Annotated in this window: 26 protein-coding genes; 11 read left to right on the plus strand and 15 right to left on the minus strand. The window is 57.7% G+C overall.

Annotation, left to right across the window (positions count from 1 at the left end; all coding sequences use genetic code 11):
* Positions 1-135: 135 nt before the first annotated feature.
* The 8 genes from ACVDG4_RS09950 to ACVDG4_RS09985 form a co-directional block, all read right to left on the minus strand.
* A complete protein-coding gene (locus ACVDG4_RS09950; protein WP_395174275.1) occupies positions 136-615 on the minus strand; it encodes a F0F1 ATP synthase subunit B in 480 nt (159 codons plus the stop codon).
* 10 nt (positions 616-625) lie between these two features.
* Entirely contained in the window at positions 626-1,171 is a 546-nt protein-coding gene (locus tag ACVDG4_RS09955) for a F0F1 ATP synthase subunit B (protein WP_133948272.1), read from the minus strand.
* Between the two features lie 79 nt (positions 1,172-1,250).
* Positions 1,251-1,478 (minus strand): F0F1 ATP synthase subunit C, encoded by a 228-nt coding sequence (locus ACVDG4_RS09960; RefSeq protein WP_008191441.1) that lies wholly within the window; start codon positions 1,476-1,478, stop codon positions 1,251-1,253.
* 85 nt (positions 1,479-1,563) lie between these two features.
* Positions 1,564-2,313, minus strand: a complete 750-nt coding sequence (locus ACVDG4_RS09965; RefSeq protein WP_133948274.1) for a F0F1 ATP synthase subunit A — start codon at positions 2,311-2,313, stop codon at positions 1,564-1,566.
* A 65-nt stretch (positions 2,314-2,378) separates the two neighbouring features.
* Positions 2,379-2,768, minus strand: coding sequence for an AtpZ/AtpI family protein (locus tag ACVDG4_RS09970; protein ID WP_447234931.1), 390 nt, complete (start codon positions 2,766-2,768; stop codon positions 2,379-2,381).
* Positions 2,769-2,975: 207 nt separating this feature from the next.
* Positions 2,976-6,434: a chromosome segregation protein SMC gene (gene smc, locus ACVDG4_RS09975; RefSeq protein ID WP_447234932.1), complete on the minus strand. Its 3,459-nt coding sequence runs from the start codon at positions 6,432-6,434 to the stop codon at positions 2,976-2,978.
* A gap of 87 nt (positions 6,435-6,521) precedes the next feature.
* Positions 6,522-7,157 carry a thioredoxin domain-containing protein gene (locus ACVDG4_RS09980; RefSeq protein WP_209179416.1) on the minus strand — a complete coding sequence of 212 codons (636 nt, stop codon included), beginning with the start codon at positions 7,155-7,157 and terminating at the stop codon, positions 6,522-6,524.
* A 171-nt stretch (positions 7,158-7,328) separates the two neighbouring features.
* Positions 7,329-7,802: a DUF721 domain-containing protein gene (locus ACVDG4_RS09985; protein WP_228198200.1), complete on the minus strand. Its 474-nt coding sequence runs from the start codon at positions 7,800-7,802 to the stop codon at positions 7,329-7,331.
* A gap of 261 nt (positions 7,803-8,063) precedes the next feature.
* Between ACVDG4_RS09985 and mutY the strand changes: the two genes are divergently transcribed.
* From mutY to bcmE, 4 genes are all read left to right on the plus strand, one after another.
* Complete coding sequence (gene mutY / locus ACVDG4_RS09990) at positions 8,064-9,146, plus strand: A/G-specific adenine glycosylase (RefSeq protein WP_447234933.1); 1,083 nt, start codon at positions 8,064-8,066, stop codon at positions 9,144-9,146.
* Between the two features lie 219 nt (positions 9,147-9,365).
* Entirely contained in the window at positions 9,366-9,848 is a 483-nt protein-coding gene (locus tag ACVDG4_RS09995) for a fasciclin domain-containing protein (protein ID WP_133948286.1), read from the plus strand.
* Positions 9,849-10,095: 247 nt separating this feature from the next.
* On the plus strand, positions 10,096-10,581 hold the full coding sequence (gene bfr, locus ACVDG4_RS10000) for a bacterioferritin (RefSeq protein ID WP_040451567.1): 486 nt from the start codon (positions 10,096-10,098) through the stop codon (positions 10,579-10,581).
* Positions 10,582-10,745: 164 nt separating this feature from the next.
* Positions 10,746-12,260 (plus strand): thiamine pyridinylase, encoded by a 1,515-nt coding sequence (gene bcmE, locus ACVDG4_RS10005; RefSeq protein ID WP_447234934.1) that lies wholly within the window; start codon positions 10,746-10,748, stop codon positions 12,258-12,260.
* 233 nt (positions 12,261-12,493) lie between these two features.
* Here bcmE and ACVDG4_RS10010 read toward each other — a convergent pair whose 3' ends face one another.
* Complete coding sequence (locus tag ACVDG4_RS10010) at positions 12,494-14,005, minus strand: AMP nucleosidase (RefSeq protein WP_447234935.1); 1,512 nt, start codon at positions 14,003-14,005, stop codon at positions 12,494-12,496.
* Between the two features lie 188 nt (positions 14,006-14,193).
* Here ACVDG4_RS10010 and ACVDG4_RS10015 point away from each other — a divergent pair, with 188 nt between their 5' ends.
* From ACVDG4_RS10015 to ACVDG4_RS10025, 3 genes are all read left to right on the plus strand, one after another.
* Positions 14,194-14,871, plus strand: a complete 678-nt coding sequence (locus ACVDG4_RS10015) for a DNA-3-methyladenine glycosylase I (protein ID WP_447234936.1) — start codon at positions 14,194-14,196, stop codon at positions 14,869-14,871.
* Positions 14,872-15,011: 140 nt separating this feature from the next.
* On the plus strand, positions 15,012-16,154 hold the full coding sequence (locus ACVDG4_RS10020) for a site-specific DNA-methyltransferase (RefSeq protein WP_447234937.1): 1,143 nt from the start codon (positions 15,012-15,014) through the stop codon (positions 16,152-16,154).
* A 156-nt stretch (positions 16,155-16,310) separates the two neighbouring features.
* Entirely contained in the window at positions 16,311-17,333 is a 1,023-nt protein-coding gene (locus tag ACVDG4_RS10025; protein ID WP_447234938.1) for an adenylate/guanylate cyclase domain-containing protein, read from the plus strand.
* 690 nt (positions 17,334-18,023) lie between these two features.
* On the opposite strand, the gene ACVDG4_RS10030 is transcribed toward ACVDG4_RS10025, so the two are convergent.
* Entirely contained in the window at positions 18,024-18,536 is a 513-nt protein-coding gene (locus ACVDG4_RS10030) for a winged helix-turn-helix transcriptional regulator (protein WP_447234939.1), read from the minus strand.
* Positions 18,537-18,569: 33 nt separating this feature from the next.
* Between ACVDG4_RS10030 and ACVDG4_RS10035 the strand changes: the two genes are divergently transcribed.
* The 3 genes from ACVDG4_RS10035 to ACVDG4_RS10045 are packed head-to-tail and all read left to right on the plus strand — an operon-like array spanning position 18,570 to position 19,782.
* On the plus strand, positions 18,570-19,184 hold the full coding sequence (locus ACVDG4_RS10035) for a glutathione binding-like protein (protein WP_447234940.1): 615 nt from the start codon (positions 18,570-18,572) through the stop codon (positions 19,182-19,184).
* Positions 19,181-19,567: a nuclear transport factor 2 family protein gene (locus tag ACVDG4_RS10040; RefSeq protein ID WP_447234941.1), complete on the plus strand. Its 387-nt coding sequence runs from the start codon at positions 19,181-19,183 to the stop codon at positions 19,565-19,567. Before ACVDG4_RS10035 ends, ACVDG4_RS10040 begins: the two co-directional genes overlap by 4 nt.
* A gap of 2 nt (positions 19,568-19,569) precedes the next feature.
* Positions 19,570-19,782, plus strand: a complete 213-nt coding sequence (locus tag ACVDG4_RS10045; RefSeq protein ID WP_447234942.1) for a tautomerase family protein — start codon at positions 19,570-19,572, stop codon at positions 19,780-19,782.
* Between the two features lie 50 nt (positions 19,783-19,832).
* Here the strand turns inward: ACVDG4_RS10045 and tyrS are convergent, their stop codons facing one another.
* From tyrS to ACVDG4_RS10065, 4 genes are all read right to left on the minus strand, one after another.
* A complete protein-coding gene (tyrS, locus tag ACVDG4_RS10050; RefSeq protein WP_447234943.1) occupies positions 19,833-21,110 on the minus strand; it encodes a tyrosine--tRNA ligase in 1,278 nt (425 codons plus the stop codon).
* Between the two features lie 208 nt (positions 21,111-21,318).
* Positions 21,319-21,990 carry a cysteine hydrolase family protein gene (locus tag ACVDG4_RS10055; RefSeq protein ID WP_447234944.1) on the minus strand — a complete coding sequence of 224 codons (672 nt, stop codon included), beginning with the start codon at positions 21,988-21,990 and terminating at the stop codon, positions 21,319-21,321.
* A 19-nt stretch (positions 21,991-22,009) separates the two neighbouring features.
* Positions 22,010-22,492, minus strand: coding sequence for a MarR family winged helix-turn-helix transcriptional regulator (locus ACVDG4_RS10060; RefSeq protein ID WP_447234945.1), 483 nt, complete (start codon positions 22,490-22,492; stop codon positions 22,010-22,012).
* A 115-nt stretch (positions 22,493-22,607) separates the two neighbouring features.
* Positions 22,608-23,675 carry a sodium-dependent bicarbonate transport family permease gene (locus ACVDG4_RS10065; RefSeq protein WP_420338674.1) on the minus strand — a complete coding sequence of 356 codons (1,068 nt, stop codon included), beginning with the start codon at positions 23,673-23,675 and terminating at the stop codon, positions 22,608-22,610.
* A gap of 134 nt (positions 23,676-23,809) precedes the next feature.
* Here ACVDG4_RS10065 and ACVDG4_RS10070 point away from each other — a divergent pair, with 134 nt between their 5' ends.
* Positions 23,810-24,682, plus strand: coding sequence for a LysR family transcriptional regulator (locus ACVDG4_RS10070; protein WP_447234946.1), 873 nt, complete (start codon positions 23,810-23,812; stop codon positions 24,680-24,682).
* A gap of 23 nt (positions 24,683-24,705) precedes the next feature.
* Here the strand turns inward: ACVDG4_RS10070 and ACVDG4_RS10075 are convergent, their stop codons facing one another.
* On the minus strand, positions 24,706-26,247 hold the full coding sequence (locus ACVDG4_RS10075; protein ID WP_447234947.1) for an acetolactate synthase large subunit: 1,542 nt from the start codon (positions 26,245-26,247) through the stop codon (positions 24,706-24,708).
* Positions 26,248-26,291 lie beyond the last annotated feature (44 nt).

Consider the following 26,291-nt stretch of genomic DNA (forward strand, 5'->3'; position numbering starts at 1 on the left):
CTCGGATTACTGGATCCCTGCCTTCGCAGAGATCGCGAATAAAAACGCGGATAGAATTTCATTCGACTGACGCAGACAAACAAAAAGCGGCCCACTAAGGCCGCTTTTCAGAACTGTTTCCGGATGTGCTGAAGATTAGTTCAGCCGTTCCTTCACCTGAGTGATGCTCTTGGCGAGAATGTCGTCTGCTACCTTGTCCTTGACTTTGGCGGAGAGAATTTCCTCAGCGGCCGCGACAGCGATGTCAGCAGCCTTGGCACGGACTTCGGCGATTGCCTGCGTCTCGGCCTGAGCGATTTTCTCTTCCGCTGCCTTGGAACGGCGAGCGATCATCTCTTCCAGTGCCTGGTTCGTCTCAACGGTCAGGCGCTCGGCTTCAGCGTTGGCTTCCGCAACGATTGCTTCGGCTTCGCTTTCAGCTTCGTGACGCTTGCGCTGATACTCAGACAGAAGTTCCTGGGCTTCTTCACGCATCTTGCGTGCTTCTTCCAGTTCCTTCTTGATGTCGTCAGCGCGCTTGTCCAGCGCTCCGCCGATCATGCCCGGTACCTTGAGGTAGGCAATCAGGACGAAGAAGAGAACGAGACCGACCAGGGCCCAAAATGATGCGTCCATGACGGTCTCCTCAGTTCATCGCCGACTTGAGCGCTTTGGTCAGATCGGTTTTTGTCGGAGCCTTGCCCATCAGCTGCTCAACGAGCGCAGACGTGGTGTCTCCGGCAATGTCACCAATCTGGGACAGCGCTTCGGTCTTGATACCGGCGATATGAGCTTCAGCTGCTTTCAGCTTCTCGGCAATATCCGCTTCGGCTTTTTCCCGGCGGGCTTCCTGATCCGCCTTCAACTTGGCGCGGGTATCGCTTGCGATCCCGTGTGCCTTGTTGCGCGCTTCAGCAAGTGCCTGTTCGTAAGCCGCGATCGCCGCGTCGGTTTCATCTTTGAGGCGGTTGGCCTCGCCGAGGTCACCGGCAATGCGGTCCTTGCGGTCTTCCAGGATGCCTGCAATCCGAGGCACAGCGACGTTCTTCATGATCCAGTAGAAAAAGCCAAAAGTGATGGCCAGCCACAGGAGCTGCGAAGAATAGGTCGTTGCGTCGAACGGCGGGAAGCCGGCACCGTGCTCTTCAGCCGGAATTCCGAGTTCCGTATTATGTTCGGCGTTGCCTGCCATATCCTATCTCCAAAATCCGGTTGGGCGGCGCAGACGCCGCCCCCGGAGTCGCGTCAAAACTCTCTGAAACGAAAGAGAATTAGACAGCGAAGAGCAGGAGAAGAGCGATGAGCAGGGAGAAGATGCCCAGAGCTTCGGTAACGGCGAAGCCGAAAACCAGACGGCCGAACTGGCCATCAGCTGCAGTCGGGTTGCGCAGAGCGCCATTCAGGTAGTTACCGAAGATGGTGCCGAGTGCGATCGCTGCACCACCCATGCCGAGGCATGCGATACCAGCGCCGATGTATTTTGCTGCTTCTGCTTCCATGACACGTGCTCCTAAGTAGTGTTTTGCAGATTTCAGATTTCTTCAGGCAGCGACCCGGGTTGGGCCGCCGCATGAGACGTTTCGCTTAGTGTGACGGATGAAGGGCGTCGTTGAGGTACATGCAGGTCAGGACCGTGAAGACGTAGGCCTGCAGGAACGAGACGAGGAACTCCAGCGCGGTGATCGCGACTGTCATACTCAGCGGAAGGATTGCGCCGACGATGCCCACGCCGCCAGCGGCGCTCATGGACACGATAAACCCGGCGAAAACTTTGAGGGTGATGTGACCGGCCAGCATGTTTGCGAACAGACGGACGGACAGGCTGATCGGACGCGAGAGGAAGGAAACAACCTCAATCGGTGCAACGATCAAAAGCAACACCGGCGGAACGCCTGATGGTGCGAACAGGTGGAAGAACTTGGTTCCGTGCTTCATGATGCCGTAGATCGTGACAGTCAGAAACACGAGCATCGCAAGCGCAAACGTTACGATGATATGGCTGGTTACCGTGAAGAAGTACGGGAACATGCCGAAGAGGTTTGCCACAAGGACGAACATGAAGAGCGAGAACACAAGCGGGAAGAACCGCATGCCTTCCGTGCCCGCCGAGCTTCGCAGCATGCCTGCAACAAACTCATAAGCCATTTCCGAGACCGACTGCACGCGGCTCGGCACAAGGCCGCGGCCGGACGTGGAGAAGATCAGGAAGGCAGAAGCTGCTGCTACGGTCGCAACCATAAACAGCGAAGAGTTGGTGAAAGAGAAATCCATTCCGCCGACTTCAATCGGAAACAGGGTCTGGATTTTGAACTGCGAGATCGGATCGTTCGCCACCGGTCAGCCTTCTTCGCTCAAATCATTTCTATTCGTGGGTGCGCGAGGCGCCCAGATGCACAACTTCAGTTGGACCCGCCGTCGTCAGAACTCTCGCGTTTGTACCGTTGACCTGGCTCGGCGATACGCCCGGCAGCCCTCATCACGTTCAAAACGCCCGCCGCGAAACCAATCAGCAGGAACATGATCAACCCAAAGGGCTTTGTCCCAAACCATTGGTCAACGAACCATCCCAAACCGCCTCCAACAACCACACCAGAAATGAACTCAGACGAGAGCTTCATTGCCTGTGCGTAGCCGGAATTGTCGCTCTTCTTGGCCGCGCGCTCTGCTTCTTCAGCTTTGCGCTGGCCGTCCAGCTTCCGGTTCAGACGGTCCCGCCGTTCCGACAGATCCGCCTCGGAGGCACCCTTGTCCAGATCATCTGAATTGCCGTTCTGCGAAGAGCCACTCATGTTGTTCCCCGCCCCCGTCAAGCCGTGAGACCCAGCCTTTGGACACCCCCTCAAGCCGCGCGCACCATAGTCGGGGGCCCTTGCCCTGTCAAGAACACTAAGATTTCCGCTATTTATCTGATTTATAACACAAATTCGCCCTTCTTCACATTTTCCATGACCTAAGTCTTACGGGAAACTTACGAAGGAGCGCGGTTCGGCTGAAAATTAGGCACTTTCGCGGAATCGTTCCGCAGTCTCCAAATCCACCGAAACAAGCTGCGAGACACCTCGTTCCGCCATTGTGACACCGAACAAACGGTTCATGCGAGCCATGGTGATCGGGTTATGGGTGATCACCACAAAACGGGTATCTGTATTGCGCGCCATCTCATCCAGGAGATCGCAATAGCGCTCCACATTGGCATCATCGAGTGGTGCGTCGACCTCATCAAGCACGCAAATCGGCGCTGGATTTGTCAAAAAAACTGCGAAAATCAATGACATGGCGGTGAGCGCCTGTTCACCGCCCGACAGCAAGGTCATGGTCTGCGGCTTCTTGCCCGGAGGCCGTGCAATGATCTCAAGGCCGGCATCCAGCGGATCGTCCGAATCGACCAGCTGTAGTTCCGCCGTGCCGCCGCCGAAGAGGTGCGTGAACAAACGCTGGAAGTGACCGTTGACCACCTCGAAAGAAGCCAGCAAGCGCTCCCGGGCCTCGCGGTTCAAATTTGAGATCCCGGTCCGCAAGCGACGAATTGCCTCAATCAAATCATCCCGCTCAGACGTCAGCGTGGTCTTTTGCTCGTCCATTTCGCGCAATTCTTCTTCTGCGCGCAGGTTGACCCCGCCCAAACGTTCGCGTTCGGCCTTGAGACGGTCCAGTTTCTTCTCCATCGTCTCCGGATCTGGCAATGGCGCGCCTTCCTTCAGACCGGCGATTTCCGGTAGAGCCACGACCGGCACTTCGAGGTCCTCGTCGATCCGCCGCTCCAGGGTGTCTTTCCGCTCCCGTGCCGCATCAAGGCGTTCTTCGGCGCGAATCTTTTGCTCGCGCGCCCCGGCCAGGCCTTCCATAGCCAGTTTTGCGGCCCGGTCGACATCGGCCAGATCCAGCTCGGCCTGGCTGAGCTGATCGTCCTTTTCCTTCTTGGCGTCTTCGGCTTTTGCGATCGCGGAAAACAGCTCCCGGCGTTTGATCTCGATGTCTTCGGGTGCCTCGATCAGCTCAGCCCGCTCTTCTTCCGCCTCATCGCGACGTTCGCTCAGGACAGCGATCTGCTGGGTCGCATTGGCCGCGCGGGACTTCCAGCTGTCATATTCCCGGGCGATCGCCTCCAGGCGCCGGTCGCGCATCTGTTGTTCCCGGGAGAGACCTTCCGAGACCGCCCGCGCTTCTGCAAGTGCTGTCCGCGCAGAGGAGACCTCCGTTTGCAGATCCCGGATTTGGTCGGCGTAGCCGATTGCCTCAGCAGCTGCTTCCAATTGTTCCTGTGCTTCTTCCAAGTAGGCCCGCGCTTCTTCTGCTTCTTCATTCAGGCGCTGAGCCCGGTCTTCCGCGGCCGCCTTCTGAGACGCCAGCTGCGCAACGGACCGCTCCGCAGCGGCCAACGCTTCGCGCGCCGCGGTGACCTGCCGCTGACCATCCCGGACCTTGCCCCGGGCGGTTTGTTCCAGTTCCACGGACTGCCGGACCCGGCTCGCAGCGGCTTCCAGATCCAGCTGGTGACGTTCGACGGCCTGACGCGCGGTCTCGATTTCGTCATCCAATTCGGCCAGGCGATTCTTCTGCGCCAACCGTTGAGCTGCCGGGGTTGGTGCATTGGCCGCAACGATAAACCCGTCCCAACGCCAGAGATCCCCTTCCCTGCTCACCAAGCGCTGACCGGGTTTCAGATCAGATCGCAGGAGTGGGCCGTCTTCCTGGGACACCAAACCGATCTGAGACAATCGGCGGTGGAGTTCTTTGGGCGCGGTTACGACATCCAGCAGCGGTTTGGCACCTCGAGGTAGAGCCGGATCCCCGTCCGTTCCGAGCGCATTGCCCCAGCGGACCGCAGCGGCCTCATCAAGGGAGGCATCCAGATCTTCGCCGAGCGCTGCGCCCAGCGCTGTCTCGTATCCGGTCTCAACGGTGATTTGCTCAACGACCGGCGTGTGATCCGCCTCGCTGTGCACGTTCAATACCTGTTCAAGGGTCCGGGCTTCTGTCTGAAGGCCTTGCAGCAAAGCTTTGGCATCGCTCAAGGGGGACCGCGCGGCCTGCTCCTGATCCCGTGCTGTTGCGGTGGCAGCTTCTGCTTCTTCGACGGCCGCTTCAGCCTCGGCGAGTTCTTCGCTTGCAAGTTCTAGCGTTCCACGGTGCTCCGCCACACCATCTTGTTCATCCATGCGCGCGATGAGAGCACCGAGCGCCGTTTGAGCTTCCTGTGCCTGCGACATCAGCCGGTCCGCCCGCTGGCGGCTTTCGGCAACGGCGCGTTCCAGCTGCTGGCGTTCCGCCGTTGCCCGCGCTTCCGCCGCCGTCAGCTCGGAGAGCATTGCCTCCTTGCCGCGCACGATGTCTTCGGCCTCGGCCACCTTTTCCCGGGCCGCTTCGGTGCGGTCCTGAACCATCTCGTTTTCTTCCAGAAGTTCGGCGCGCTCTTCTGCCAAGCGTTCCAGAACTTCGTCGTTTTCCGAGACCATGGACTGTTCGCGGCGGATATCCTCGGCCAACTGCACCAGGCGGCGTTCCAGATCCTGCAAACGTTCCTTGATCCGCCGTTCCTCGGCGTCCAAATCATTGCGCGCGATCACCAGCCTTTGCAGGGCAGCTCCGGCTTTTGCCGCGTCCTCCCGAAGCTCAGGCAACTTGTGCGCGGCGATTGCCTGAATGCGCGCACTTTCCGCCTGCAGGCCGGTCGCTTCGTTGACCTGGCTTTGCGCCTCAGTGAACTGTTTTTCAGCCGAGCTCAGGGCATCCCGGGCTTCTGTCCACCGGATATAAAGAATGGCAGCTTCGGCACCGCGGATCTCCGATGACAGATTGCGGTAGCGCGAGGCCTGACGCGATTGGCGTTTCAGATTGTCGAGCTGGCTGTCGATCTGCACCAGCACGTCTACCAGGCGTTCAAGGTTCTGTTCGGCCCCGCGCAGGCGGATTTCCGCTTCATGGCGTCGCGAATGAAGGCCGGAAATCCCGGCCGCTTCTTCCAGGATCTTGCGGCGCGATGTCGGTTTTGCGGCGATCAGCTCGCCAATTTGTCCCTGCCGGACCATCGCGGGTGAGCGCGCACCCGTGGAGGCATCCGCAAACAGGAGCTGGACGTCGCGGGCACGGACATCCTTGGCATTGATTTTGTAGTTGGAGCCCTGTTCCCGCTCAATGCGGCGGCTAACTTCCAGAAGATCGGCATCATTAAAGGCGGTCGGGGCCGTGCGATCGTTGTTTTCCAGAAACAGCGTCACTTCCGCGGTGTTGCGTGCCGGGCGATTGAGGCTTCCGGAAAAGATCACGTCATCCATACCGGACGCGCGCATATTCTTATAGGAGTTCTCGCCCATCACCCATCGAAGGGCTTCCACGAGATTGGATTTGCCGCAGCCGTTGGGACCGACAACCCCGGTCAAGCCGTTGCCGATGATGAATTCCATCGGCTCGACAAAGGATTTGAACCCGGCGATACGGAGCTTTGAAAACCTCATCGGCGCCCGCACCTCTCCGGTCCGGACGCCGACAAAGTCATATCAGATTGCAGATGCAGGCGCGTGGCCCGCAGCCCTGCTGCAGGATCAGAGGTTTTCCTCGATGATCTTGCCCATCTCTTCAATCGAAAGCGCCCCCGAGTGCTTTTCGCCGTTGATGAAGAATGTCGGCGTTGAGTTCACCCCAAACTCGTTCGCCCCGCGCTCACGCACAGCGTTTACTGCGTCAAGCAAACCCTGGTTTGTCAAGCATTCCTCAAAGGACTCCTGTGTAAAGCCGATCTGTTTGGAAAAGTCGAGCAGGGATTGGTACGGGTTGTCGGTGAACGCCCAGGCGCGCTGTTCTTCGAACATGATGTCCACAATGTCGAAGTATTTTTCCTGCGGCGCGCAGCGGGCCAGCATGAATGCCGCCGAGGCAACCGGGTCGAGCGGAAACTCCCGGAAAATAAAGCGGACCTTGCCAGTCTCGATGTAGTCTTTCTTCAGATCCGGCCAGGTGCGCTTGTGGAAATTAGCGCAGTGTCCACAGGTCATGGACGCATATTCGATGATCGTGACCGGTGCGGCCTCATCGCCCAGGATTTTGTCCCCCAGCGGACCCGGCTTCAGGAGCTCGTCTTCGTCGACCGACTGAGCCCATGCGGGCGCAGCAGATGCGAGCCCAAGCGCGGCCGTGGTCAAAGCGGTGGTTTTGAGAAACTGTCTGCGGGTCTGTGTCACGAAGATCGTCCTGTCACAAATTGATGTCCTGCACCTTGCGGTGCCATTGTTGTTCCATGTGCCCTTTTCAGGCCCTCAACGTCAACACAGCTTGGCAAATGTGGCACCAGCGTGGACATATTGGCAGGCAAAATCACAGTGTTGTTATTGCCGCGTGAGGGCTAGAAGCGATCAGGCGGCCGTGCCGGCGTTCCGGGCAATGACTTGCGCGCCCAGCTTCTTCAAGGCTTCGCGAAGGCGATCGTTTTCGACCGTCTCGAGTTTCGCATCGAGCTGCTGTTCTTCTGACCGGGTCAGTGGCCGCAGCGCCTTGCGCGTGCTGGCGCGTTTCACGGCGACCGGCTTTTGCTGGATCTTGATGCGGCCAATGGCGGCCCAGCCATAAAATGTGTTGATCCGCTCAATCACCTGCGGACTGTCGTGAGACAGCATCAGCGCAGTGGGGCCATCTGTATGAACCACGAGGGTTGCAGGTTGCGGCGGACGTTCCGGGTCACTAAGCTCCGGTTGCCGCGGCCAGATGAGCCGGTCCGGCTGGACGCGGGTGCCATAGCGCTCGCCGACAATGTCGGCCCAGGACGCGATGATATCGATGGACGCAAAGCCGCGTTTCTTGCAGGCAGGGGTCATCGCCTTGCCGACCAAATCGGCCAGCAGTTTTGCACCCTTTCGATTTGCCTTCGACGCGGTTATGGCCTACCTCCTGACGCCTGCGCGGACCTTTTACGCGGCGCGCAGATGCGCTTTTCGAAGTCTGTTGTGTTCCAGTAGAATAAGACAAAATGAAGACGATTACTTTAACACACGTTTTGGCGCCGGCTTATCACCGCAATTGTCCCCAAGCTATCCAGACGCAAATCACCGTTGATCAGCAGCAACTTGGCGCATACCGGCGTGCAGCAAACCATGGCTGAAACCCATCCATCACCAAGTCTTCTATCATCAAGTCTACTGGAGTGGTACGACCGGCATGCGCGCACTCTGCCCTGGCGGGTGAGCCCGGAAAACCGGCGTCTTGGCGAAGTGCCGGATCCCTACCGCATCTGGCTGTCGGAAGTCATGCTGCAGCAAACCACAGTTGCTGCCGTGAAGAGTTATTTCGAAACCTTCACCAGCACCTGGCCGACCGTCAAGGATCTGGCCGCAGCAGATGAAGAAGACGTCATGAAAGCCTGGGCGGGGCTGGGCTATTATTCCAGGGCGCGGAACTTGAAAAAATGCGCCGACCTCGTTGCCAGCGAGTATGACGGCCGCTTTCCGGATGCGGAAGACGATCTCTTGAAGCTGCCGGGCATCGGCCCTTATACGGCCGCGGCCATTGCCACGATTGCCTTCGACCGCCATGCCGCCGTTGTTGATGGCAACGTCGAACGTGTCCTGTCGCGCCTGAAACTGATCGAGACGCCTCTGCCCGCGGCCAAGCCGGAGATCAAAGCCGTGATGGCGGACCTGACCCCGGACGCCCGGCCCGGCGACTTCGCGCAGGCTGTGATGGATCTTGGCGCGACCATCTGCACACCGAAAAAACCCGCCTGTGCGTTGTGCCCCTGGCGGGAAGAGTGCGAAGGCCACCGCGCAGGACTGGCCGAAACCCTGCCGCGGAAAGCCCCGAAGACGAAAAAACCGACCCGGCACGGAGCAGCCTTCGTTGCCATCGACGCAGCAAGCGGTGCCGTGTTCCTGCGCCGCCGTCCGCCGGAAGGACTGCTCGGCGGGATGACCGAAGTGCCTGGTTCTGTCTGGTCGGAAGACTTTGACACCGACAGCAGCCTCTCCCATGCGCCCTTTGCCGCGAACTGGCAGAAGCGCGTTGGTGAGGTGAAACACACGTTCACCCATTTTCATTTGAAGCTGACCGTTTTCAGGGCAGAGATGTCCGGTAACGATCCGCTTGGCACCGACTCCGGCTGGTGGTCAGCTCAGGACACGCTTTCCGAGGAAGCTTTGCCGACAGTCATGCGCAAGGTTTTGTCAGCGGCGTTGGACTGAATAGGTCGTGCGTCGCGGGCGCACGTGACGCTTCAACACAGCGATCAGATCACGTCTTTTCTTGGAAAAGTCAGGAAAGACTTTTTCCTCATCCGTTTACCCACCCCTCCCGTAAGTGTTCACGTTGCAAGCAAAGACTGCATCCAAGTTTAACCCCTCGGAACATCATTTCCGGGAACGCTGATCTTTGGCTTGAACCTAAGCAAGGGAGTCATCTACATGAAATTGATCCAGAAACTCGCAGTTGCTCTACTTCTCGTTCTGCCGTTTTCCGCTGCGAAAGCTGCCGAGAAAGACATTGTTGACACTGCTGTCGGCGCAGGCACCTTCAACACACTGGTTGCCGCTGTTCAGGCCGCTGACCTGGTCGACACCTTGAAAGGCGATGGTCCCTTCACTGTTTTCGCTCCGACCGACGAAGCCTTCGCGAAACTGCCGGCTGGCACTGTAGAAGACCTGCTGAAGCCGGAAAACAAGGACAAGCTCGTCGCTGTTCTGACCTACCACGTGGTCCCGGGCAAAGTGATGTCTTCCGATATCGCAGGCAAGAAAGCTGATGTTGCCTCTGTTCAGGGCGACACAATTGCAGTTGACGCAACAGACGGCGTGAAAGTCGACGAAGCAAACGTTGTCACCGCCGACATTGAAACAAGCAACGGCGTCATCCACGTGATCGACAGCGTGATCCTGCCGGCCTCCTAATACCACCGGCGTCTTACCCCTCCTCTGGTAAGTCAACAGGCGCAGCTTTACCGGCTGCGCCTTTTGCTTTTTTGCGGCAGGCTGTTCCAGCGCCTTGCAATCAACCGATTTTGGACAGTGCGTCAGATACTTCTCCCTACATTCAAAAGCTCGCAAATTTCTGAAAAAAAACATGATTTAGACACTGGACACCTAGTGTAGAATAATTCTAAAGTACAGAAAATTTCGGCTACAAGGAGTGACGGCCATGAAAGGGAATGAAAAGGTTATTGCCTGTTTGAACGAGGCTCTGTTCCTGGAGCTTGGCGCGATCAACCAGTACTGGCTGCATTACCGCATGCTGGCCGATTGGGGTTACGCGAAACTGGCGAAAAAGGAACGCGAGGAATCCATCGAAGAGATGGAACATGCGGACAAGCTGGTTGACCGGATCATCTTCCTGGAAGGCCTGCCGAACATGCAAAAGGTCGCGCCGCTGCGCATCGGCCAGGACATCAAAGAAGTTCTGGAAGCAGATCTTGCCGGTGAATACGACGCCCGGACCGCCTACTCCAAATCACGCGAAGTCTGCCGGGAAGAAGGCGATTACGTCTCCATGGCGATTTTCGAAGAACTTCTGAAGGACGAGGAAGGCCACATCGACTTCCTCGAAACCCAGCTTGAGCTTCTGGAGAAAATCGGCGTTGAGCGCTACGGCATGCTGAACGCAGCCTCTGCGGACGAAGCCGAGTAAGGATACCGTCAGCCCAAATTTTGGAACGCGGCTCTGTTCGGGGCCGCGTTTTTTGTTGGCTCCACACGGTATAGCGAGTAATTCTTATTTACTAAATTATAAGTTGCATAACGTTACGGCATCGTGAGACACTCCCTCCACCGAGACTGCCTGGAGGTGAAGTCATGCATCAGCAATTCCGCAATATCGTCATATTGAAAAGTGCACTGGTCATCGGCGCATTGTTTTCGACCGCAGCGTCGGCGCAGAACTGCGATGCGATCTGCACAGATGGTGAAACCTGTATCTCCGCGGCGGTCTATCCATATGTCCCGGACATGGGCGCGTTCACGTCCGCCATCTGTTCGGCGTGGCAGTCAGCGGGGCAAACGGAGAAGCTCTATCTGATTGCAGATGAGAATGTCTGGGACGGCGGGTACGATTCCAATCCGGTCTATACCAATGGCAGCGGCAAACAGACGCCGATCGACGTCTTTGTCTATGACGCAATGTATCTGGAATACTGGAAGACCCAAACAACCCAGATCCCGGCGGCGCAAATTAGCAATCCGACAGACTTCGTGCCTTACGCCGACACAGCCTTGAAGCTTCCCAACAACGACATGTACGCCCTGCCCATGCTGGGCTGTACGAACATCATGTTCTACCGAAACGGCGATTCGGGCATGGCGGGTGTGACCACCCTATCGGACTTCGAGACCGTCAATTCGGCCGGGATCTATATCAGCCCCGTGCCTTTCGGCATGTCGGGCGCCATGATGAACATGTCCGGCAAGACGACCATCGGCGTCAATTACATGGTCAAGGGGTATCTCGACACCGGCAACTGGCCATCAATGACCCAACTGGATCCCTCGATTGTCCAATCTCTTGCTGGCATTGCGGAGACCGCGAGCTACTACAACGCCTTGACCGGAGCCGTACCACCGCTGCAGGGCGTTGAGGACCAGTATGTCCGGGCCGGATATTTCAGTGAAGGCTATGGGCGGACGTCCATCGGTTTTTCTGAAAGCATGTCACAGATGTCGAATGCCACCCGGCAGAACCTGAAACTCCGTGCGTTTCCCTGGACCGACAACACCAACTCCCCGAACATGTTTTACGCAGATGTTGCTGGCGTGAACAGCAACTCACCGTTCCTCGCCAACAATGGAACGCTGCCGTTTGTGCTTGCGAACATCATGACCAAACAAGCGACAATGCAGAACGCCATCGCGCCTCCCAATGGGCAGCTGTCCTATCTCTTCCCCGCGCGGACCAGTGTGCTCAATGCCTTGAGCTCGGTTGATCCGCTGTACCAGCAAATGTCCGACATCCTGAATGCGAAGACAACGGAACTGGTCAGCATGCCGACGACCGACCGGACTGCTTTTCATAGTTTCGGCGGATCCGTTCAAACTGCCGTCCTTGGCGACTTCAGCGGCCATTGCGATTTGGAGAGCGCCGATTTTCCGGGCGACAACTCGCAGGCGCCGTCCATCTGCACCCCGCTGTGCCAATCGGCAGGCGGCTGGATCGGCTCCTGGACCAACCAATCTCCTCCTGCCTGGCCAGGATATTCGGCCTGCGGCTGCAACACCTGCGTCCAGGCTTCGCCTCTTCCTCAGTCGGTTCAGGGCGAAGAAGCAACTACCATGGTTCAGTCCGGACCGGCGTTGAAGCGCTACATGCGGAACTAAATTCGCAGGCCCTGGTCGTCTGTATACCGGCAACAAAAAGGCTCCGGACTGCATCCGGGGCCTTTGCTTGGTGACAAAGTCAAATTCCCCTCGGGCGTCATGTTCGGACTTGTTCCGAACATCCAAAACTTATTGAAGAAAATGGATCCTCGGCACACGGCCGAGGATGACTTCTGAGAGGAATGGGTTTGACTAGCTTCTAGCTTTCGTTAGACTGAAACCAGCGGGGGTGCCTACTGAAACGCGGTTTCCGCAAAGCTTCTGAGTTTGCGCGAATGCAGGCGGTCGGCAGGCATCTGGCGCATCTTTTCCAGAGAGCGAATACCGATTTCCAGATGCTGGGCGACCTGGCGCTTGTAGAAGTCCGTCGCCATGCCCGGCAACTTCAGCTCGCCGTGAAGCGGTTTGTCGGAGATGCATAAAAGCGTTCCATAGGGCACACGGAAGCGGAAGCCGTTGGCGGCAATGGTCGCCGATTCCATATCAAGCGCAATGGCCCGCGACTGCGAGAAGCGTTTGACCAGCTCCGGCTGATCCCAAAGTTCCCAGTTCCGGTTGTCGAGCGAGACGACCGTGCCGGTCCGCATTACACGCTTTAGCTCATACCCGTCATATCCGGTGATTTCGGCAACCGCGTCTTCGAGGGCAACCTGCACTTCTGCAAGCGGCGGAATCGGCACCCAAATCGGCAAATCCTGATTAAGAACATTGTCATCGCGCACATAACCATGCGCAAGGACATAGTCCCCGAGGGTCTGGCTGTTGCGCAAGCCCGCGCAGTGCCCGAGCATGAGCCAGACATGCGGACGCAGGACTGCCACATGGTCGGTGATCGTCTTCGCGTTGGACGGCCCGACGCCGATATTGACCATTGTAATGCCGCTGCCGTCGGCCCGTTTCAGGTGATAGGCTGGCATTTGCGGAAGCTTTGCCGGTTCTGTTCCGCTGCAAGGCGCTGTTTCACCGGCCTTTGTCAGCAGATTGCCTGGCCCAACGAAGGCCTCATAACCACTGTCCGGATCCGCCAGATAGTCCTGAGACATGCGGCAAAATTCATCGATGTAGAACTGATAGTTTGTGAAGAGCACGTAGTTCTGAAAATGCTCCGCCGCTGTGGCCGTGTAGTGCTGCAAACGGTGGAGGGAGTAATCGACCCTGGGTGCCGTGAAAGAAGCCAACGGCATTTCGCCATCGGCCGGTTCATAGGTTCCGTTGGCGATGGAATCGTCCATTACGGTCAGGTCCGGCAGATCAAAGACGTCTGCCAGCGGCCGGTTGAGGCTCGCCGCGGCGGCACCGCCTTCCACGTGCGTTCCGTCATAAAAGGCGAAATGCAACGGGATCGGCATATCGCTATCGCCAACCAGAACCGGCACCTCGTGGTTCTTCATGAGAAGCGACAGCTGTGTCTCCAGATAATGGCGGAACAGGTCCGGCCTGGTAATGGTCGCAACATGACGCCCCGGCCCGGAGACAAAACCGTAGGACAAGCGGCTGTCATGGCGAATATGGCTGTCGGTGACGATCTGAACCTGCGGATAAAAGGCCCGCACCCGATGTTCCGGCTCTTCCCCGTCGAGAAGCGCCTGAAAATGCTTCCTCAAGAAGGCCGTGTTCGCCTCAAAAATTTCAATCAACCGCGCGACGGCTTCCTTGGGATCGCTGAAAACCTGCAAAGGATGCGATGGTGCAAGGCGGGTTGGTCGGGCCGGTTGTTGAAAGGCTCTGTGGATCGAGTTGGTCATATGATCATCCTTATTTTTGTTATCCTTGAACAGTCTCGCCAGATGCGCGCGCGGTCAATAGGTGCAGCTTCAGATAATGAATATTTTTGCACACGAAGAAATTATTTTCGCACACACGAGGGCATCCATCCCTGTGATAGGGATATCCCCTTATCTGATTGAATTTAGAAACTTGCCGGGACGGTTTTATGAAATCCTTTGAAGACATCGAAGCGTTGGCAATCGAGAAAAAAGGCGGCGCAGCTCAGCTCTCCGCCCTGTTGGCCGAACACAATGGTCCGAAGACACCGGAAGACCTGGAGACGATCGGGGATGACCGCTGGCTGTCCATGTTCACCAAAACGATCTTTCAGGCCGGATTTTCATGGAAAGTGATTGAGAAGAAGTGGCCGGGCTTCGAAGAAGCCTTTGAAGGTTTTGATACGGCCCGTCTCGCCTTCCTGCCGGATGAGGCTTTTGAGGCGCTTCTCAACAACAAGGCCATTGTGCGCAATGCCATGAAGATCAAGTCCGTCCAGGCTAATGCGATATTCCTCCGGGATCTGGCCGAAGCCCACGGCAGCGCTTCGAAGTTCTTTGCCCGGTATCCTGTCGAGGATCAAATCGGCCTGATGGATATTTTAAAGAAGCGCGGCAGCCGGCTTGGTGGCAACTCCGGTCAGTATGCGCTTCGCTTCATGGGAAAGGAGACATTCATCCTCTCCCGGGACGTGGTTAACGCTCTAATCCGTGAAAATGTCATTGGGAATGAGTCCATGTCGAAAAAAAATCTGATTGCAATCCAGGAAGCCTTTAACCATTGGCAATCAACTTCCGGTCGTTCTCTCAATGAAATCAGCAGAATTCTGGCGTTTTCGGTCGGCTGAGCCTATTAACTTCTCATTTAGGTTTTACCATTGTAAACAAAGCATTGATTCAACGGTAATTTTTGTTCTGACGGCTTAACGCCTGATTTACCAAAAGCGGTAACCATGACACTCGAAATTGCGTGAGGTATTGCGTCGCAATGAGAGTACTGCGTACCGGGGTGTCCCCTGTGGCACCCCATCCAACATCTTCGACGGAAGCTGATGCTTCCTGGCTGAACACGATCCTGAAGGGCGACTGCGTGGCCGCCCTTGAGAAGCTGCCGTCCCGGTCTATCGACCTGGTGTTTGCGGATCCGCCCTACAATCTCCAGCTGGGCGGCGACCTCCACCGGCCGGATCAGTCCAAGGTCGACGCCTGCGACGATCACTGGGATCAGTTCGAGAGCTTTGAGGCCTACGACGCCTTCACCCGCGCCTGGCTGCTGGCAGCGCGCCGGGTGATGAAGCCGGACGGCTCGCTCTATGTAATCGGCTCCTATCACAACATCTTCCGGGTGGGTGCGATCCTTCAGGATCTCGGCTTCTGGATCATGAACGACATCGTCTGGCTGAAGTCGAATCCGATGCCGAACTTTCGCGGCAAGCGGTTCACCAATGCCCACGAAACCATGATCTGGGCGACGAAATCCAAGGATGCCAAGCCGACCTTCAATTACGACGCACTGAAGACCTTCAACGAAGATCTGCAGATGCGCTCCGACTGGCATTTGCCGCTGTGCACCGGTTCGGAACGGCTGAAGGGCAAGGATGGCCAGAAAGTGCATCCGACCCAGAAACCGGAAGCCCTGCTCTACCGGGTGCTGACCGCCTCGTCCAAACCGGGCGACGTTGTGCTCGATCCGTTCTTCGGCACAGGCACCACCGGTGCTGTCGCACGCAAACTTGGCCGCAACTATGTAGGTGTGGAGCGCGAGCAGGATTACATCGATGCGGCAACAGCCCGGATCGCGGTAATCCAGCCGGGTGACGAAAAAGCGCTTGAGATGCAGCAAGGCAAGCGGGCCCAAAAGCGCATCCCGTTTGGTACGCTTTTGGAAAACGGCATGCTGGAGCCGGGCGCCGAGTTGACCTGTTCCAAGGGCAAGCATCTGGCGATCGTCCGGGCAGACGGCTCCTTGAAATCCGGCGACCACACCGGTTCGATCCACAAGGTGGGCGCGTTGGTGCAGGGCCAGGAGGCCTGCAACGGCTGGACCTTCTGGCATACAAAAGAAGGGTCTAAGAAGTCGCCGATCGACGAACTTCGCAAGGAAATCAGATCCCGGCTGCAGGCCAATTAGAGCTGTAGCCGGCACGAACTAACAAGCAGGAAGAAAAGACCTTCGCGTTCCCCGCGAGATCTTCCCTTGGCCCCGCCTCCCGAAAGGGATGGCGGGGTTTTTCTTCTGCCTGGCAAACGCCTATACACATAGGCGGACACCGAGTGGGATGTTGCAATGTTTCAGAACTGGCAAATCAGAACACTGCATGCGATTGCCTGGATCTCGCTGGCCTCAGCCATCGTTGGGCTATTTATCGGCTTGCTTCGCGCAGGTGAGCAAAGCCTGATCACGGATGTGAGTGTCGGCATGCTCACCGGTGTCCTGATCGGCTTCAGTTGTTCCTGCTCTGAGTTTTTTGTTTTTTCCAACTCCCGCCTGAGAATGGCCCGGCAGATGCCGCTTTGGCAGCTCCTGCTGCTTCGCACAATTGTTTGGTGCGTCTGCATCTTGGCCGGCATGAGCTTGCCCAATTGGCTCTTCGGCCAACCGTGGCAGCACCTCGATACGCATTTCATTGAGAATTTTGCGATTTCCGCGGCGATCGCCTTTGCGTTTTCCAGCGGTATTGAAATCTCCCGCCTATTGGGGACGGAAGCCACCACTGCACTTATCACCGGCCGGTATGCCCGCCCAAGACTTGAAAACCGTGTGGTGCTGTTTGCCGATCTTGTTGGGTCAACCGCGCTTGCAGAACGCCTTGGAGAACTTCAGTTCCATGCATTTTTGAGCGATGTCGCGCAGGAGTTTGCAGACCCGATTTACAAGACCGGCGGCGATGTTCATCGCTATATCGGCGATGCTGTAATTGTGACCTGGCCACTTGAAAAGGGTGTGAAGAATGGTGCCAGTCTCAACTGCGCGCTTGGCATGCATCGCATCCTGGATCGCCGGGCGTCGTTTTACAGGACGAGATACGATACGGAACCGCGCATTCGCATTGCCATCCATTGCGGCCAGGTGGCTGCCGGTGAAATCGGCGATTGGAAAAAAGAAATCGCCCTGCTCGGCGACACCATGAACACCACCGCCCGGATCGAAAGCGCTGCCCGCGATCTGGGCGAACAGATCGTTTTATCGGACGATCTCGTCAAAAGACTTCCAGATATCCTCAGGACGCCAATACGCGTTCTGCCTGCATATGAAGCTGCCGGAAAACAGGACAAGCTGACGCTTTGGGCTGTGGATCCACACGGCTAGATGACAAGCTGCGGATAGTCGGGACCACTCATTTGCCGAGCTTCGGTTTAACCCCCGCAACCTCAAGCAAGAAGTCGGACGGCGAATAGACCCTGGGTCTTCACTCCCGTTCGCGCGGGGAGACAGTTTGCAGACTTGAGTATTTTGCAGTGCCGGACCTGATCCGGGACCAAACCTCAATCGGTCGGTCCCGGCTCGGAGACCGGGACAGCAGAGATAGACTTAAATCACCAGCACAAAACCCGCCGCGAGGTCTCCCTCCGGCGTTTTGGCGATCAGAATACCGTTCGAAACGAACGGGACGGCAGGCGCGCCGGACTTGCCGGAGCGAAGAGTAAAGAGTGGGTTAGATTGGCAAGGCAGCACGCCTACCCGAAGGCTGTTCCCGGCCAGCAGTCTTGTCTTTCTTGGACAAACACCAGGCCCTGGCAGCGCCCGATGATCTTTAAGAAACTCTTCCGGTCTGACCTGCCCCCGTCTGGAACCCGGCGGCAGTCCAAAAACCAGCTGATTGCTGACGGCGCGTTTCTTGATCCGTTACCTCAAAAAAGCGCCCAACCTCCGGTTCCTGCCACCTCGAACGGACGGTCCGGCCTCGGCCCCGTGGGACAGGAACGGGAGGAAGTATACGGCTGGTTTGCAGAGCGTGGATAAGTTTTTCAAATCGACCAGGCGACAACCATTGATCAATCACGCAGGTTCCAGCGCTTGCGCCAGATTTGCATCGGCCTCCGCTTCTGACGGATAGTACCCGCTGCGGATCTTAAGTTTGTGCCCGACACGGACGATGCCCTCCAGGGCCGGGATCAGCTCCTGGCCAATCTCTGTCAACTCGTATTCAACGGACGGCGGCGATGTCGGGCGGACATGGCGGACGATCACGTCCCGCTCCTCCAGCTCCTTCAGCCGTGCCGACAGAACTTTCGCCGACACCGGCGGTATGTCAGCCCGAAGCTCGCTGAACCGCCTCGGTCCCGCTCTCAAACACCAAATGACGTTTGGGGCCCACGCCCCGGCGATCACCTGCATGCACTCAGTCAACAGGCATGGCGCGGGTGGCTGTGGGCTATTATTCTTTCGCATTTTCAGTACCATAGCAAGATCTCCAACCAACCGCCAACATGCAACAAGTTTCTTCGCGGTAACTTCATAATAGGAGTTACCATCAGTTACCATATTGTCAACAGAAACCAACGTGAGCATCTTCCGGTCATCGGAACCAGAAGGAGCCACCCGATGAAACTCTTCTACAAATCAGGCGCCTGCTCCATGGCAGCGCACATTCTCCTCAACGAGGCAGACGTTCCCTACACGCTTGAAAAGGTCGATACGGATGCCGGCACAACCGAAAGCGGCGCGGCCTACGCGCAGATCAATCCTCGGGGCTACGTTCCGGCCTTGAAGTTTGAAGATGGCGCGGTCTTGACCGAAAACGTCGCCATTCTCACCTGGCTGTCCGAACAGTTTCCCCAGCTTGGGCCCCAGGGTGGAACCTCCGCACTTCAGAAATACCGGATGCTGGAAGCCCTCAGCTTTTTAACATCCGAGTTGCACAAGGCCTTCAGCCCGTACTTCTCAGGCAAAACTTTCACGGCAGAGGAGAGTGCTCGTAATCTCGCCGTCTTGAAGAAGAAGATTTCCCAGTTCGAAGGCATGCTCTCGGATGACAGCGGGTATCTTCTCGGTGAGACCTTCACTGTTGCCGATGCCTATGCCTTCGTCATCTTGAACTGGGCGAGCTTTATCGGAGTAGCGCTGACCGAGTGGCCACGCACGACAGACTATGTGAACCGGATCAAGGCCCGGCCCGCCACGCAGCGAACGCTGCAGGAAGAAGGGCTGGCCGCATGAGTACCGCCCTCAATGAACTTCAGGCGGTGATCGCGGATTACTTCGAAGCGCTGTACCGCTGCGACGCGGATCTCTTGCAGACAGTGTTTCATCCAAAGGCGGTCTATGCGACCGCCGATGAAGCACCGCTGCTTCACCGGACCATGGATGCTTATGTTCCGGTGGTTGCCGCACGCCAATCCCCGGCCTCGCGCGGGGAAGTGCGCACAGACGCAATTGACGAAATCCAGCTGGCTGGGGCCAACACAGCCTTTGCCCGTGTTCGTTGCTCAATCGGGAACAACGACTTCGTCGATTTCCTGACCTTCGTGCGTGACGGTGGGCGCTGGCAGATCATGGCGAAGATTTTTCAGATCATCCCGCGCCAATCCGGGAGCGTTTAAAGATGCCTTATGTGCATATTCAAGTGACGGATGAAGGTGTCAGCAAAGAACAAAAAGCCGACTTGATCAAAGGTACGACGGATCTGCTTGTTGACGTCCTGAACAAGGAGCCCGCCACGACGTTTGTCGTCATCGAGGAGGTCCCCCTCGAGAACTGGGGGGTCGGCGGTGTGCCGGTAACCGAATTCAGGGCCCGGAGAAAAACCGGGACCTGATGAGAATGACAGACGGTGCCCCGGTCTTTTCGGGGCACCGTTGCGCAAGATCACTCGAAGCCAATCAGCGCCTTGCGCCGTTTGCCGACAGACAGGGACAGGCGGTCATTGGCACCAAGATCGCCGGAAGAAATCCGGCGGCGCGCATCATCAACCACCCGGTTGTTGAGACGCACACCACCGCCTTCCACAAGGCGCCGGGCTTCACCGTTGGAAACGGCGAAGCCGCTTGCCACCACAAGCTCCAGAAGACCGACCCCTTCAGCCAAGACGGACAGGGCCATTGTGTGGGTTGGTTCCGTCAACTCGGCATCGCCTGAAAACAAGGCATCGCCCTGCTCCAGCGCCACACGCGCTTCTTCCGGACCATGCACGATGGCGGTGACTTGCGTTGCAAGGATCTTCTTGGCCTCGTTCAACTCCGCACCTTGCAACTCCGACAAACGCTCCACTTCGCGCATCGGCAGTTCGGTGAAGAGACGCAGGAACTTGCCGACATCGGCGTCCGCCGTGTTGCGCCAGAATTGCCAAAAGCCGAACGGCGACAGATGCTCCGGATGCAGCCAGACAGCGCCCGCTGAGGTCTTACCCATCTTGGACCCATTGGCCGTTGTCAGAAGCGGGACGGTCAGACCGTGCAGCTTGCGGCCGTCTCTCCGGCCAAGCTCGACACCGTTGACGATGTTGCCCCACTGATCGGAGCCGCCGACCTGGAGAACGCAGTCGTGGCGTTTGGCGAGTTCCAGGAAGTCCACGGCCTGCAGCATCATGTAGCAGAACTCAAGGATCGTCAGCGGCATCTGGGCATCGAGCCGCGACTTGACGCTGTCGAAGGTCATCATCCGGTTGACGGTGAACTGAGATCCATAATCGCGCAGGAACTCAAGGAAGCGGAACTCGTTCAGCCATTCCGCGTTGTCGACCAGCAGCGCCCCTTCCGGACCGTCCATATCAACAAGACGTTCCACCGAGCGGCGGATGGTCGCCATGTTGGCCTCGATCTGGCGTTCCTCCAGAAGCGGGCGTGCGTCCTTGCGGAAACTCGGATCCCCAACCTGGCTGGTGCCCCCGCCCAGAACCACGATCGGCCGGTGGCCCAGTCTTTGCAGCCAGCGCAAGGTCATCAAAGGCATCAAGTGACCGACGTGAAGGCTGGCCGCTGTTGCATCAAACCCGGCGTAAGCGGTGATCGGACCGTCGTTGAGGCGCTTGTCGAGAGCTTCCAGATCGGTGGACTGATGCACGAGCCCGCGCTCCAGAAGCACGGCAAGAGCTTCCGATTTAAGCTTAGTCGCCGGTTTTCCGGCTTCGATCATGTGTTTGGTCATTTTCGGCTTCCTGGGTCTTTTGGGAAGTTCCCGCCAGGGGCCGGTATCTTGAAAACCAAAAAGCCGCCTGACGCGGCGGCTTTTTAGGTTTGATTTGTCAGAGCAAGATCCTACGCAGCCGCCGATATGTCGGTGACGTAATAAAAATACACGAAGGATGCGCTCAGGTTGGTCATGGCATTTTTGATGCGCGAACTTTCAGGCAATGTCAAGCGGCTTGTTCGGCGTCTCTGATAACCTGCGCGCCAAGTGCTTCGAGTTCCTTCTTGAAAGTCCCCCACTTTTCCGGCGTGACGGTCATGGTTGCCGGTTCAATGATCTCAACGGAATAGCCGCGGTTGAGTGCCCCTTTGGCAGTAAACTGGACACACTGGCAGGCATCGAGGCCGGTCAGGCGGAGGTGACCGACATTTTTCTCCGCGAGATAGGCGTCCAGCTCCGGATTAGAGAACGCATCCCCGATCGGCTTTTCGAAAACGGGCGCATTGCCAGCCTTCAGATCCTCGTCGAACGCCAGCCCCTTGCGTCCCGGCGTGCCAATGCCACGCATCAGTAGTTTCATGGCCAGAATGGCCGGCCAGTGGCGAAACACCTGTTTGATCAGGATGACCTCTTGACCGGCAGCATGCGCTGCCTCGATTTCCCGGTTGATGCGCGCAATGCCGCGGGTCCGTGCGTCTTCCGAATAAGGTTTCGGACTATTGCGCGTGAAGTCTTCCTGGACATCAATCACTAGCAAGGCTGTGTTCGGGCGCGCCGCCCGGTCGATCGGTTTTCCAATGGTCGCCTTGCTTGAAATCCAGACAACCCAGAAAAAATAGCCGGTGGCCCATAGCACCAAGGTCCCCAGACCACTCACGGCTAAAGTCAAAAAAGACATATCGAACTCCTAAACAAACTCATTCCAGACCGCGCGGGCGGTTAGGGTCGTCCTCAAATTCTGCAAAGTGATCGAGCATGGCGCACAGAACCTGTTGGGCTGCCTGAACCTCCTCTTTGGAAAAATGTGCGCTGACGGCATCGATCTCATCGTTTTCCTTTGAGCGGATCTCGCCGAAAACATCCAGGCCGCGCCCTGACAGAGCAAAAAGAGGCGAACGCTTGTGCGCAGGGTTGGGGCGCCGCTCCAAAAGCCCGAGCTGCTCCAGCTCGTTGACCATCAGCTGAATTTGCTGTCGGGCCAGAAACAAAGACCGGCCAATATCGGGAACAGACAAGGCCCCGGCCTCTTCCAGCATTTCCATGACAGCCCGCATGCCGACCGATACGCCGGTGCCGTCCAGCTTTGCCTCAACAGCCCGCGCCAATCGCCTGTGCACCGGCCGGATCAACCGGATCACCTCATAGAGTTCATTAGAATTCTGATGCCGTGCTTTTATCATGACAATATATTTGTCATATTGACATATTTATTGTCAATATTTTCTTCGCTTGAATCAAAACGGGCGCCCGGATTTTTGTCCGGGTGCCCGCTAAAAAGCTTTCTTTGCTTTCCCCTTAAAACCCGATGACCAGCTCCGCGAGGGTGATGAAGAGCGGGATGCTCAAGATCGCCACCGGTGTCCCAAGCCCGGTCGAGGACCCGATGTAAGCGGACGGGTTGGCCTCAGGCAGGGCCGCCCGCATGGTCGGCGGACCGGAGATGTCAGAGCTGGAGGCCGCCATGATCGAGAGCAGTACGACGCCGCCGGCAGAGAACCCTGTGAAATGGTGCGCAACAAGACCCATGCCGAACCCAAGCAAGCCGTGCAGCAGCGGCGCTGTCAGGCCGTAGATCAGATAGGCATGAGCAACCTTCTTCAGCTCCGACAACCGGGCCCAGGCTTCCATACCCATGACAAGCATCAAGATGGACAGAAGCCCCCGGAAAAGCGGCTCGTAAAAGCTTTCATAGACCGCTTCCGGCCGGGCCAGCAGGCCAATGCCGATGCCAAGCAGCAGGGCAGAGATGGCCGGGCTCTTGATCGTGTCAACAATAATGCCTTTGGCAAGCTGGCCGTCAAAACCGCCGCCAAAACCGAAGCCGCCACCGCCGGAAGACATGGTCGCCGTGCCGTCAGACTGGACTGTGCCGGCGGCCCGCCGCTCGGCGCTCATCCGCGCCAGGAAAATTGCAGTCACCAGCGCTGCAACATCCATGAACGGGTAAAGCGCGCCGATGAAGCCCTCATAGTAGATGCCTTCGCTGTCGAGCATCGCCATGCCAGCGGCAAGCGTCGAGGCCGAGACCGCGCCGAACAGACCGGCCGTTGCCATGGCATCCGCGTTCGAAACGCCCCGCCACATGGCGAGGATCTTGCCGCCAAAGACGACAATTACGACGCCCAAGAGCGCGGCACAGATCGCCGGAACCGCGAGCGACATGGCATCCGCGGAGCGGACAGAAATCCCGGCACCCAGACCGACCTTCAACAACAGCAGCAAAACAACGAACTTGTAGACCGGCTCCGGCACTTCCAGCTTGCTGCCCATTGCGGCAATCAGCATGCCGCCCATCAAAAACGCCAGCGTCGGCTTTTGAAATTGCGCTGCAAGCGTCGTGATGATCTCAAAGAAAATGTCCATTCCGGCCTCGGTTGTTGTCAAAAAGCGTGGTCCGGGGGCTTATGACGCAGTTCGAAGAGAATAAAAAATATATGTTTTATTATTTATCGTTCTATTTAATAGAACTATTGATGGTTTGAGCGAGCTGGAAACCGATGGACAACCTCAACTACCACCACTTGCGTTATTTCCGGGAAGTGGCGCATGAGGGCAACCTCACCCGGACTGCGGAGCGGGTGAATCTGTCACAATCCGCGCTCTCCACTCAAATCCGTCAACTGGAGGCCCGGCTCGGCCATGATCTTTTCGAGCGGTCCGGGCGTCAGCTTGTCTTGACCGAAGTTGGACGGATTGTGCTCGATCATGCCGACCGGATCTTCGGGACTGGAGAAGAGCTGATCGCAACGCTGCAGCGGTCCAGTCAATCCACCCCACCCTTGCGGGTCGGGGCCCAATCGACCCTTTCGCGGAACTTTCAGATCCGCTTTTTAAAGCCGCTGCTGTCCAGCGGAGAAGTCGACTTCACCCTGCGGTCCGGCAGCGCCTCAGTCCTGCTGGAGGCGCTGGAATCGCTCGCCCTGGACATCGTCCTGACCACGGACCCGCCGGACAGCTCCTTGTCCGGAGACTTTACGGCACACCGGCTGGCTGAACAGAAAGTCACCATTCACGGAACGCCGGAGCGGATTGCCGGAAAGACGCTGCATCAGCTCTTGAGCGACGAGCCCTTGATTGTTCCCGATGAAAGTTCAATCCGGACAGGTTTCGACAGCCTGGTGGCCCGGCTTGGCATCACCCCGCGCATCGTAGCGGATGTTGACGACATGGCCATGGTCCGGCTGCTCGCCCGGGCTGATGTGGGCATCGCCATTGCCCCGCCGGTCGTCATGGCCGACGAGATTGCTGCCGGCCTCCTGCAAAGTGCCCCTTTTGATTTGCAGATCTTTGAAGCGTTTTACGCGGTGACCGTAACACGGTCGTTTCCCCATCCAATCTTGCGGGAGTTGCTGACAGGTCAAATGGATTGAACGGGGGACCTGTCAGCGGATCTTCAGATAACAGCCTCGATCAGGAACGGGCCCTTGGTGTTTGATGCGGTTTTCAGCGCTTCAGCCAAGCCTTCCTCACTGTCGACCCGCACGCCTGGCACCCCATGGCCGGCGGCCAGTGCCACCCAGTCAAGCAACGGGTTCTCAATATCGAACATTGCACTGGCGTTTCGTCCGGGCTTCGGTGCCCCTTGGGCTTCCAGTTCGAAATGCAGGATCTGATAGCCCCGGTTGGCGACGATCACGACCGTGATGTCCAGTTCTTCCCTGGCCGCAGTCCACAGGCTCTGCACCTGATACATGGCGGACCCGTCACCGGAGACCGCAAACACCGGACGGTCGGGGCAGGCGACTGCCGCACCCAGCGCATTTGGTAGACATTGACCAATCGACCCACCGGTGTTGTTGATCCGGTCATGGGCGGCAGCGGCGTTGACGAACGGCCAAATCCCGGCGCCGGCCGTCACGGCCTCATTGACCATAATGGCCCCTTCCGGGATGGCGTTGGCAAGACCGCGGCCAATCCCTTCGGCGGTCAGCGCACCCGGTTCAATGTCCGGGACGTGGCGTTCGATCCGCGCGATCGTCTCGCTGCCGTCAACACCCGCAGCTTCCGCCAACGTCTCAAGGGTCCAGAGCACATCCCAGTCGCCATAACAGAGCCGGTCCAGCGCGCACCCCGCCGGCTCCGGCGTGGACGGCTTGCCGGGATAGGCAAAGAAGTTCACAGGAGGATCTTCACCAACCAAAACAATCCGTGTCTGCCCGGCAAGGAACTCGGCGGTGAGATCGGCATTGTAAGGCAAGCTCTCAAAGGCAATGGCGCCCTCGCCCAGTGCAATGCGCGGCGCAAAAAACGGGGCCAGCAACCGGCAGCCTGTTCTGGCAGCAATCTTGCCGGCCAGTTCCGCCCCCTCTCCGTAAAGTCCGGGGCCACTCACCAAAAGAGCCGCGCCGGGTTCGCTCAAAGCTTTGGCCGCTGCCGTAATGCGATCCGTGTCCGGCCGGTGTTTTTGAGCCGGAGGTTGGGCTTTGGTCGGGCCAGTTTGACTGTCTCCCCACGCACAATCCGCCTGCAGGATTACGGTCGCGATCTCGCCGCCACGCGCAACCCGGATAGCCTCGGCCCCGGCACTTGCCACCATGGTGCTGTCGGTCGCCCGGCGTACCCAATGGGAAACAGATCCGGCCACTCCGTCCAGATCGGCCTGCAGCGGCGCATCATGCTTGAGATGATAACCAGCATGATCACCAACAATGTTGACGATGCCGGAGTGGCCTTTGCGGGCGTTGTGCAGATTGGCCCAGCCATTGCCGAAGCCAGGCCCAAGATGAAGCAGCGTCCCGGCAACGTTGCCGCTCATCCGGGCATAACCGTCGGCAGCACCTGTAACCCCGCCTTCAAAAAGGCAAAGGATACAGCGCATGTCGGGATGGGTGTCGAGGGCTGCCACGAAGTGCATTTCGGACGTGCCCGGATTTGCAAAGCACACCGACACATCGGACGCCAGCATCGTTTTCACCAGCGCTTCTGCACCGTTCATGGATAGCCCCCTCTTGAAATCTCAAAGCAATTTGAAAGACATGA

The sequence above is a fragment of the Roseibium sp. MB-4 genome (assembly GCF_053005265.1).

Bases quoted from the DNA above. Each gene is read 5' to 3' on its own strand.
- ACVDG4_RS10045 (WP_447234942.1), top strand. From the start codon at position 19,570: ATGCCTTATGTGCATATTCAAGTGACGGATGAAGGTGTCAGCAAAGAA.
- mutY (WP_447234933.1), top strand. From the start codon at position 8,064: ATGGCTGAAACCCATCCATCACCAAGTCTTCTATCATCAAGTCTACTG.
- ACVDG4_RS10040 (WP_447234941.1), top strand. From the start codon at position 19,181: ATGAGTACCGCCCTCAATGAACTTCAGGCGGTGATCGCGGATTACTTC.
- ACVDG4_RS10035 (WP_447234940.1), top strand. From the start codon at position 18,570: ATGAAACTCTTCTACAAATCAGGCGCCTGCTCCATGGCAGCGCACATT.
- ACVDG4_RS10055 (WP_447234944.1), bottom strand. From the start codon at position 21,990: ATGTCTTTTTTGACTTTAGCCGTGAGTGGTCTGGGGACCTTGGTGCTA.
- ACVDG4_RS10070 (WP_447234946.1), top strand. From the start codon at position 23,810: ATGGACAACCTCAACTACCACCACTTGCGTTATTTCCGGGAAGTGGCG.
- ACVDG4_RS09970 (WP_447234931.1), bottom strand. From the start codon at position 2,768: ATGAGTGGCTCTTCGCAGAACGGCAATTCAGATGATCTGGACAAGGGT.
- ACVDG4_RS10030 (WP_447234939.1), bottom strand. From the start codon at position 18,536: ATGCTCACGTTGGTTTCTGTTGACAATATGGTAACTGATGGTAACTCC.
- ACVDG4_RS10025 (WP_447234938.1), top strand. From the start codon at position 16,311: ATGTTTCAGAACTGGCAAATCAGAACACTGCATGCGATTGCCTGGATC.
- smc (WP_447234932.1), bottom strand. From the start codon at position 6,434: ATGAGGTTTTCAAAGCTCCGTATCGCCGGGTTCAAATCCTTTGTCGAG.
- ACVDG4_RS09955 (WP_133948272.1), bottom strand. From the start codon at position 1,171: ATGGCAGGCAACGCCGAACATAATACGGAACTCGGAATTCCGGCTGAA.
- bfr (WP_040451567.1), top strand. From the start codon at position 10,096: ATGAAAGGGAATGAAAAGGTTATTGCCTGTTTGAACGAGGCTCTGTTC.
- tyrS (WP_447234943.1), bottom strand. From the start codon at position 21,110: ATGACCAAACACATGATCGAAGCCGGAAAACCGGCGACTAAGCTTAAA.
- ACVDG4_RS09950 (WP_395174275.1), bottom strand. From the start codon at position 615: ATGGACGCATCATTTTGGGCCCTGGTCGGTCTCGTTCTCTTCTTCGTC.
- ACVDG4_RS10065 (WP_420338674.1), bottom strand. From the start codon at position 23,675: ATGGACATTTTCTTTGAGATCATCACGACGCTTGCAGCGCAATTTCAA.
- bcmE (WP_447234934.1), top strand. From the start codon at position 10,746: ATGCATCAGCAATTCCGCAATATCGTCATATTGAAAAGTGCACTGGTC.
- ACVDG4_RS09960 (WP_008191441.1), bottom strand. From the start codon at position 1,478: ATGGAAGCAGAAGCAGCAAAATACATCGGCGCTGGTATCGCATGCCTC.
- ACVDG4_RS10015 (WP_447234936.1), top strand. From the start codon at position 14,194: ATGAAATCCTTTGAAGACATCGAAGCGTTGGCAATCGAGAAAAAAGGC.
- ACVDG4_RS10010 (WP_447234935.1), bottom strand. From the start codon at position 14,005: ATGACCAACTCGATCCACAGAGCCTTTCAACAACCGGCCCGACCAACC.
- ACVDG4_RS10020 (WP_447234937.1), top strand. From the start codon at position 15,012: ATGAGAGTACTGCGTACCGGGGTGTCCCCTGTGGCACCCCATCCAACA.
- ACVDG4_RS10060 (WP_447234945.1), bottom strand. From the start codon at position 22,492: ATGATAAAAGCACGGCATCAGAATTCTAATGAACTCTATGAGGTGATC.
- ACVDG4_RS09995 (WP_133948286.1), top strand. From the start codon at position 9,366: ATGAAATTGATCCAGAAACTCGCAGTTGCTCTACTTCTCGTTCTGCCG.
- ACVDG4_RS10075 (WP_447234947.1), bottom strand. From the start codon at position 26,247: ATGAACGGTGCAGAAGCGCTGGTGAAAACGATGCTGGCGTCCGATGTG.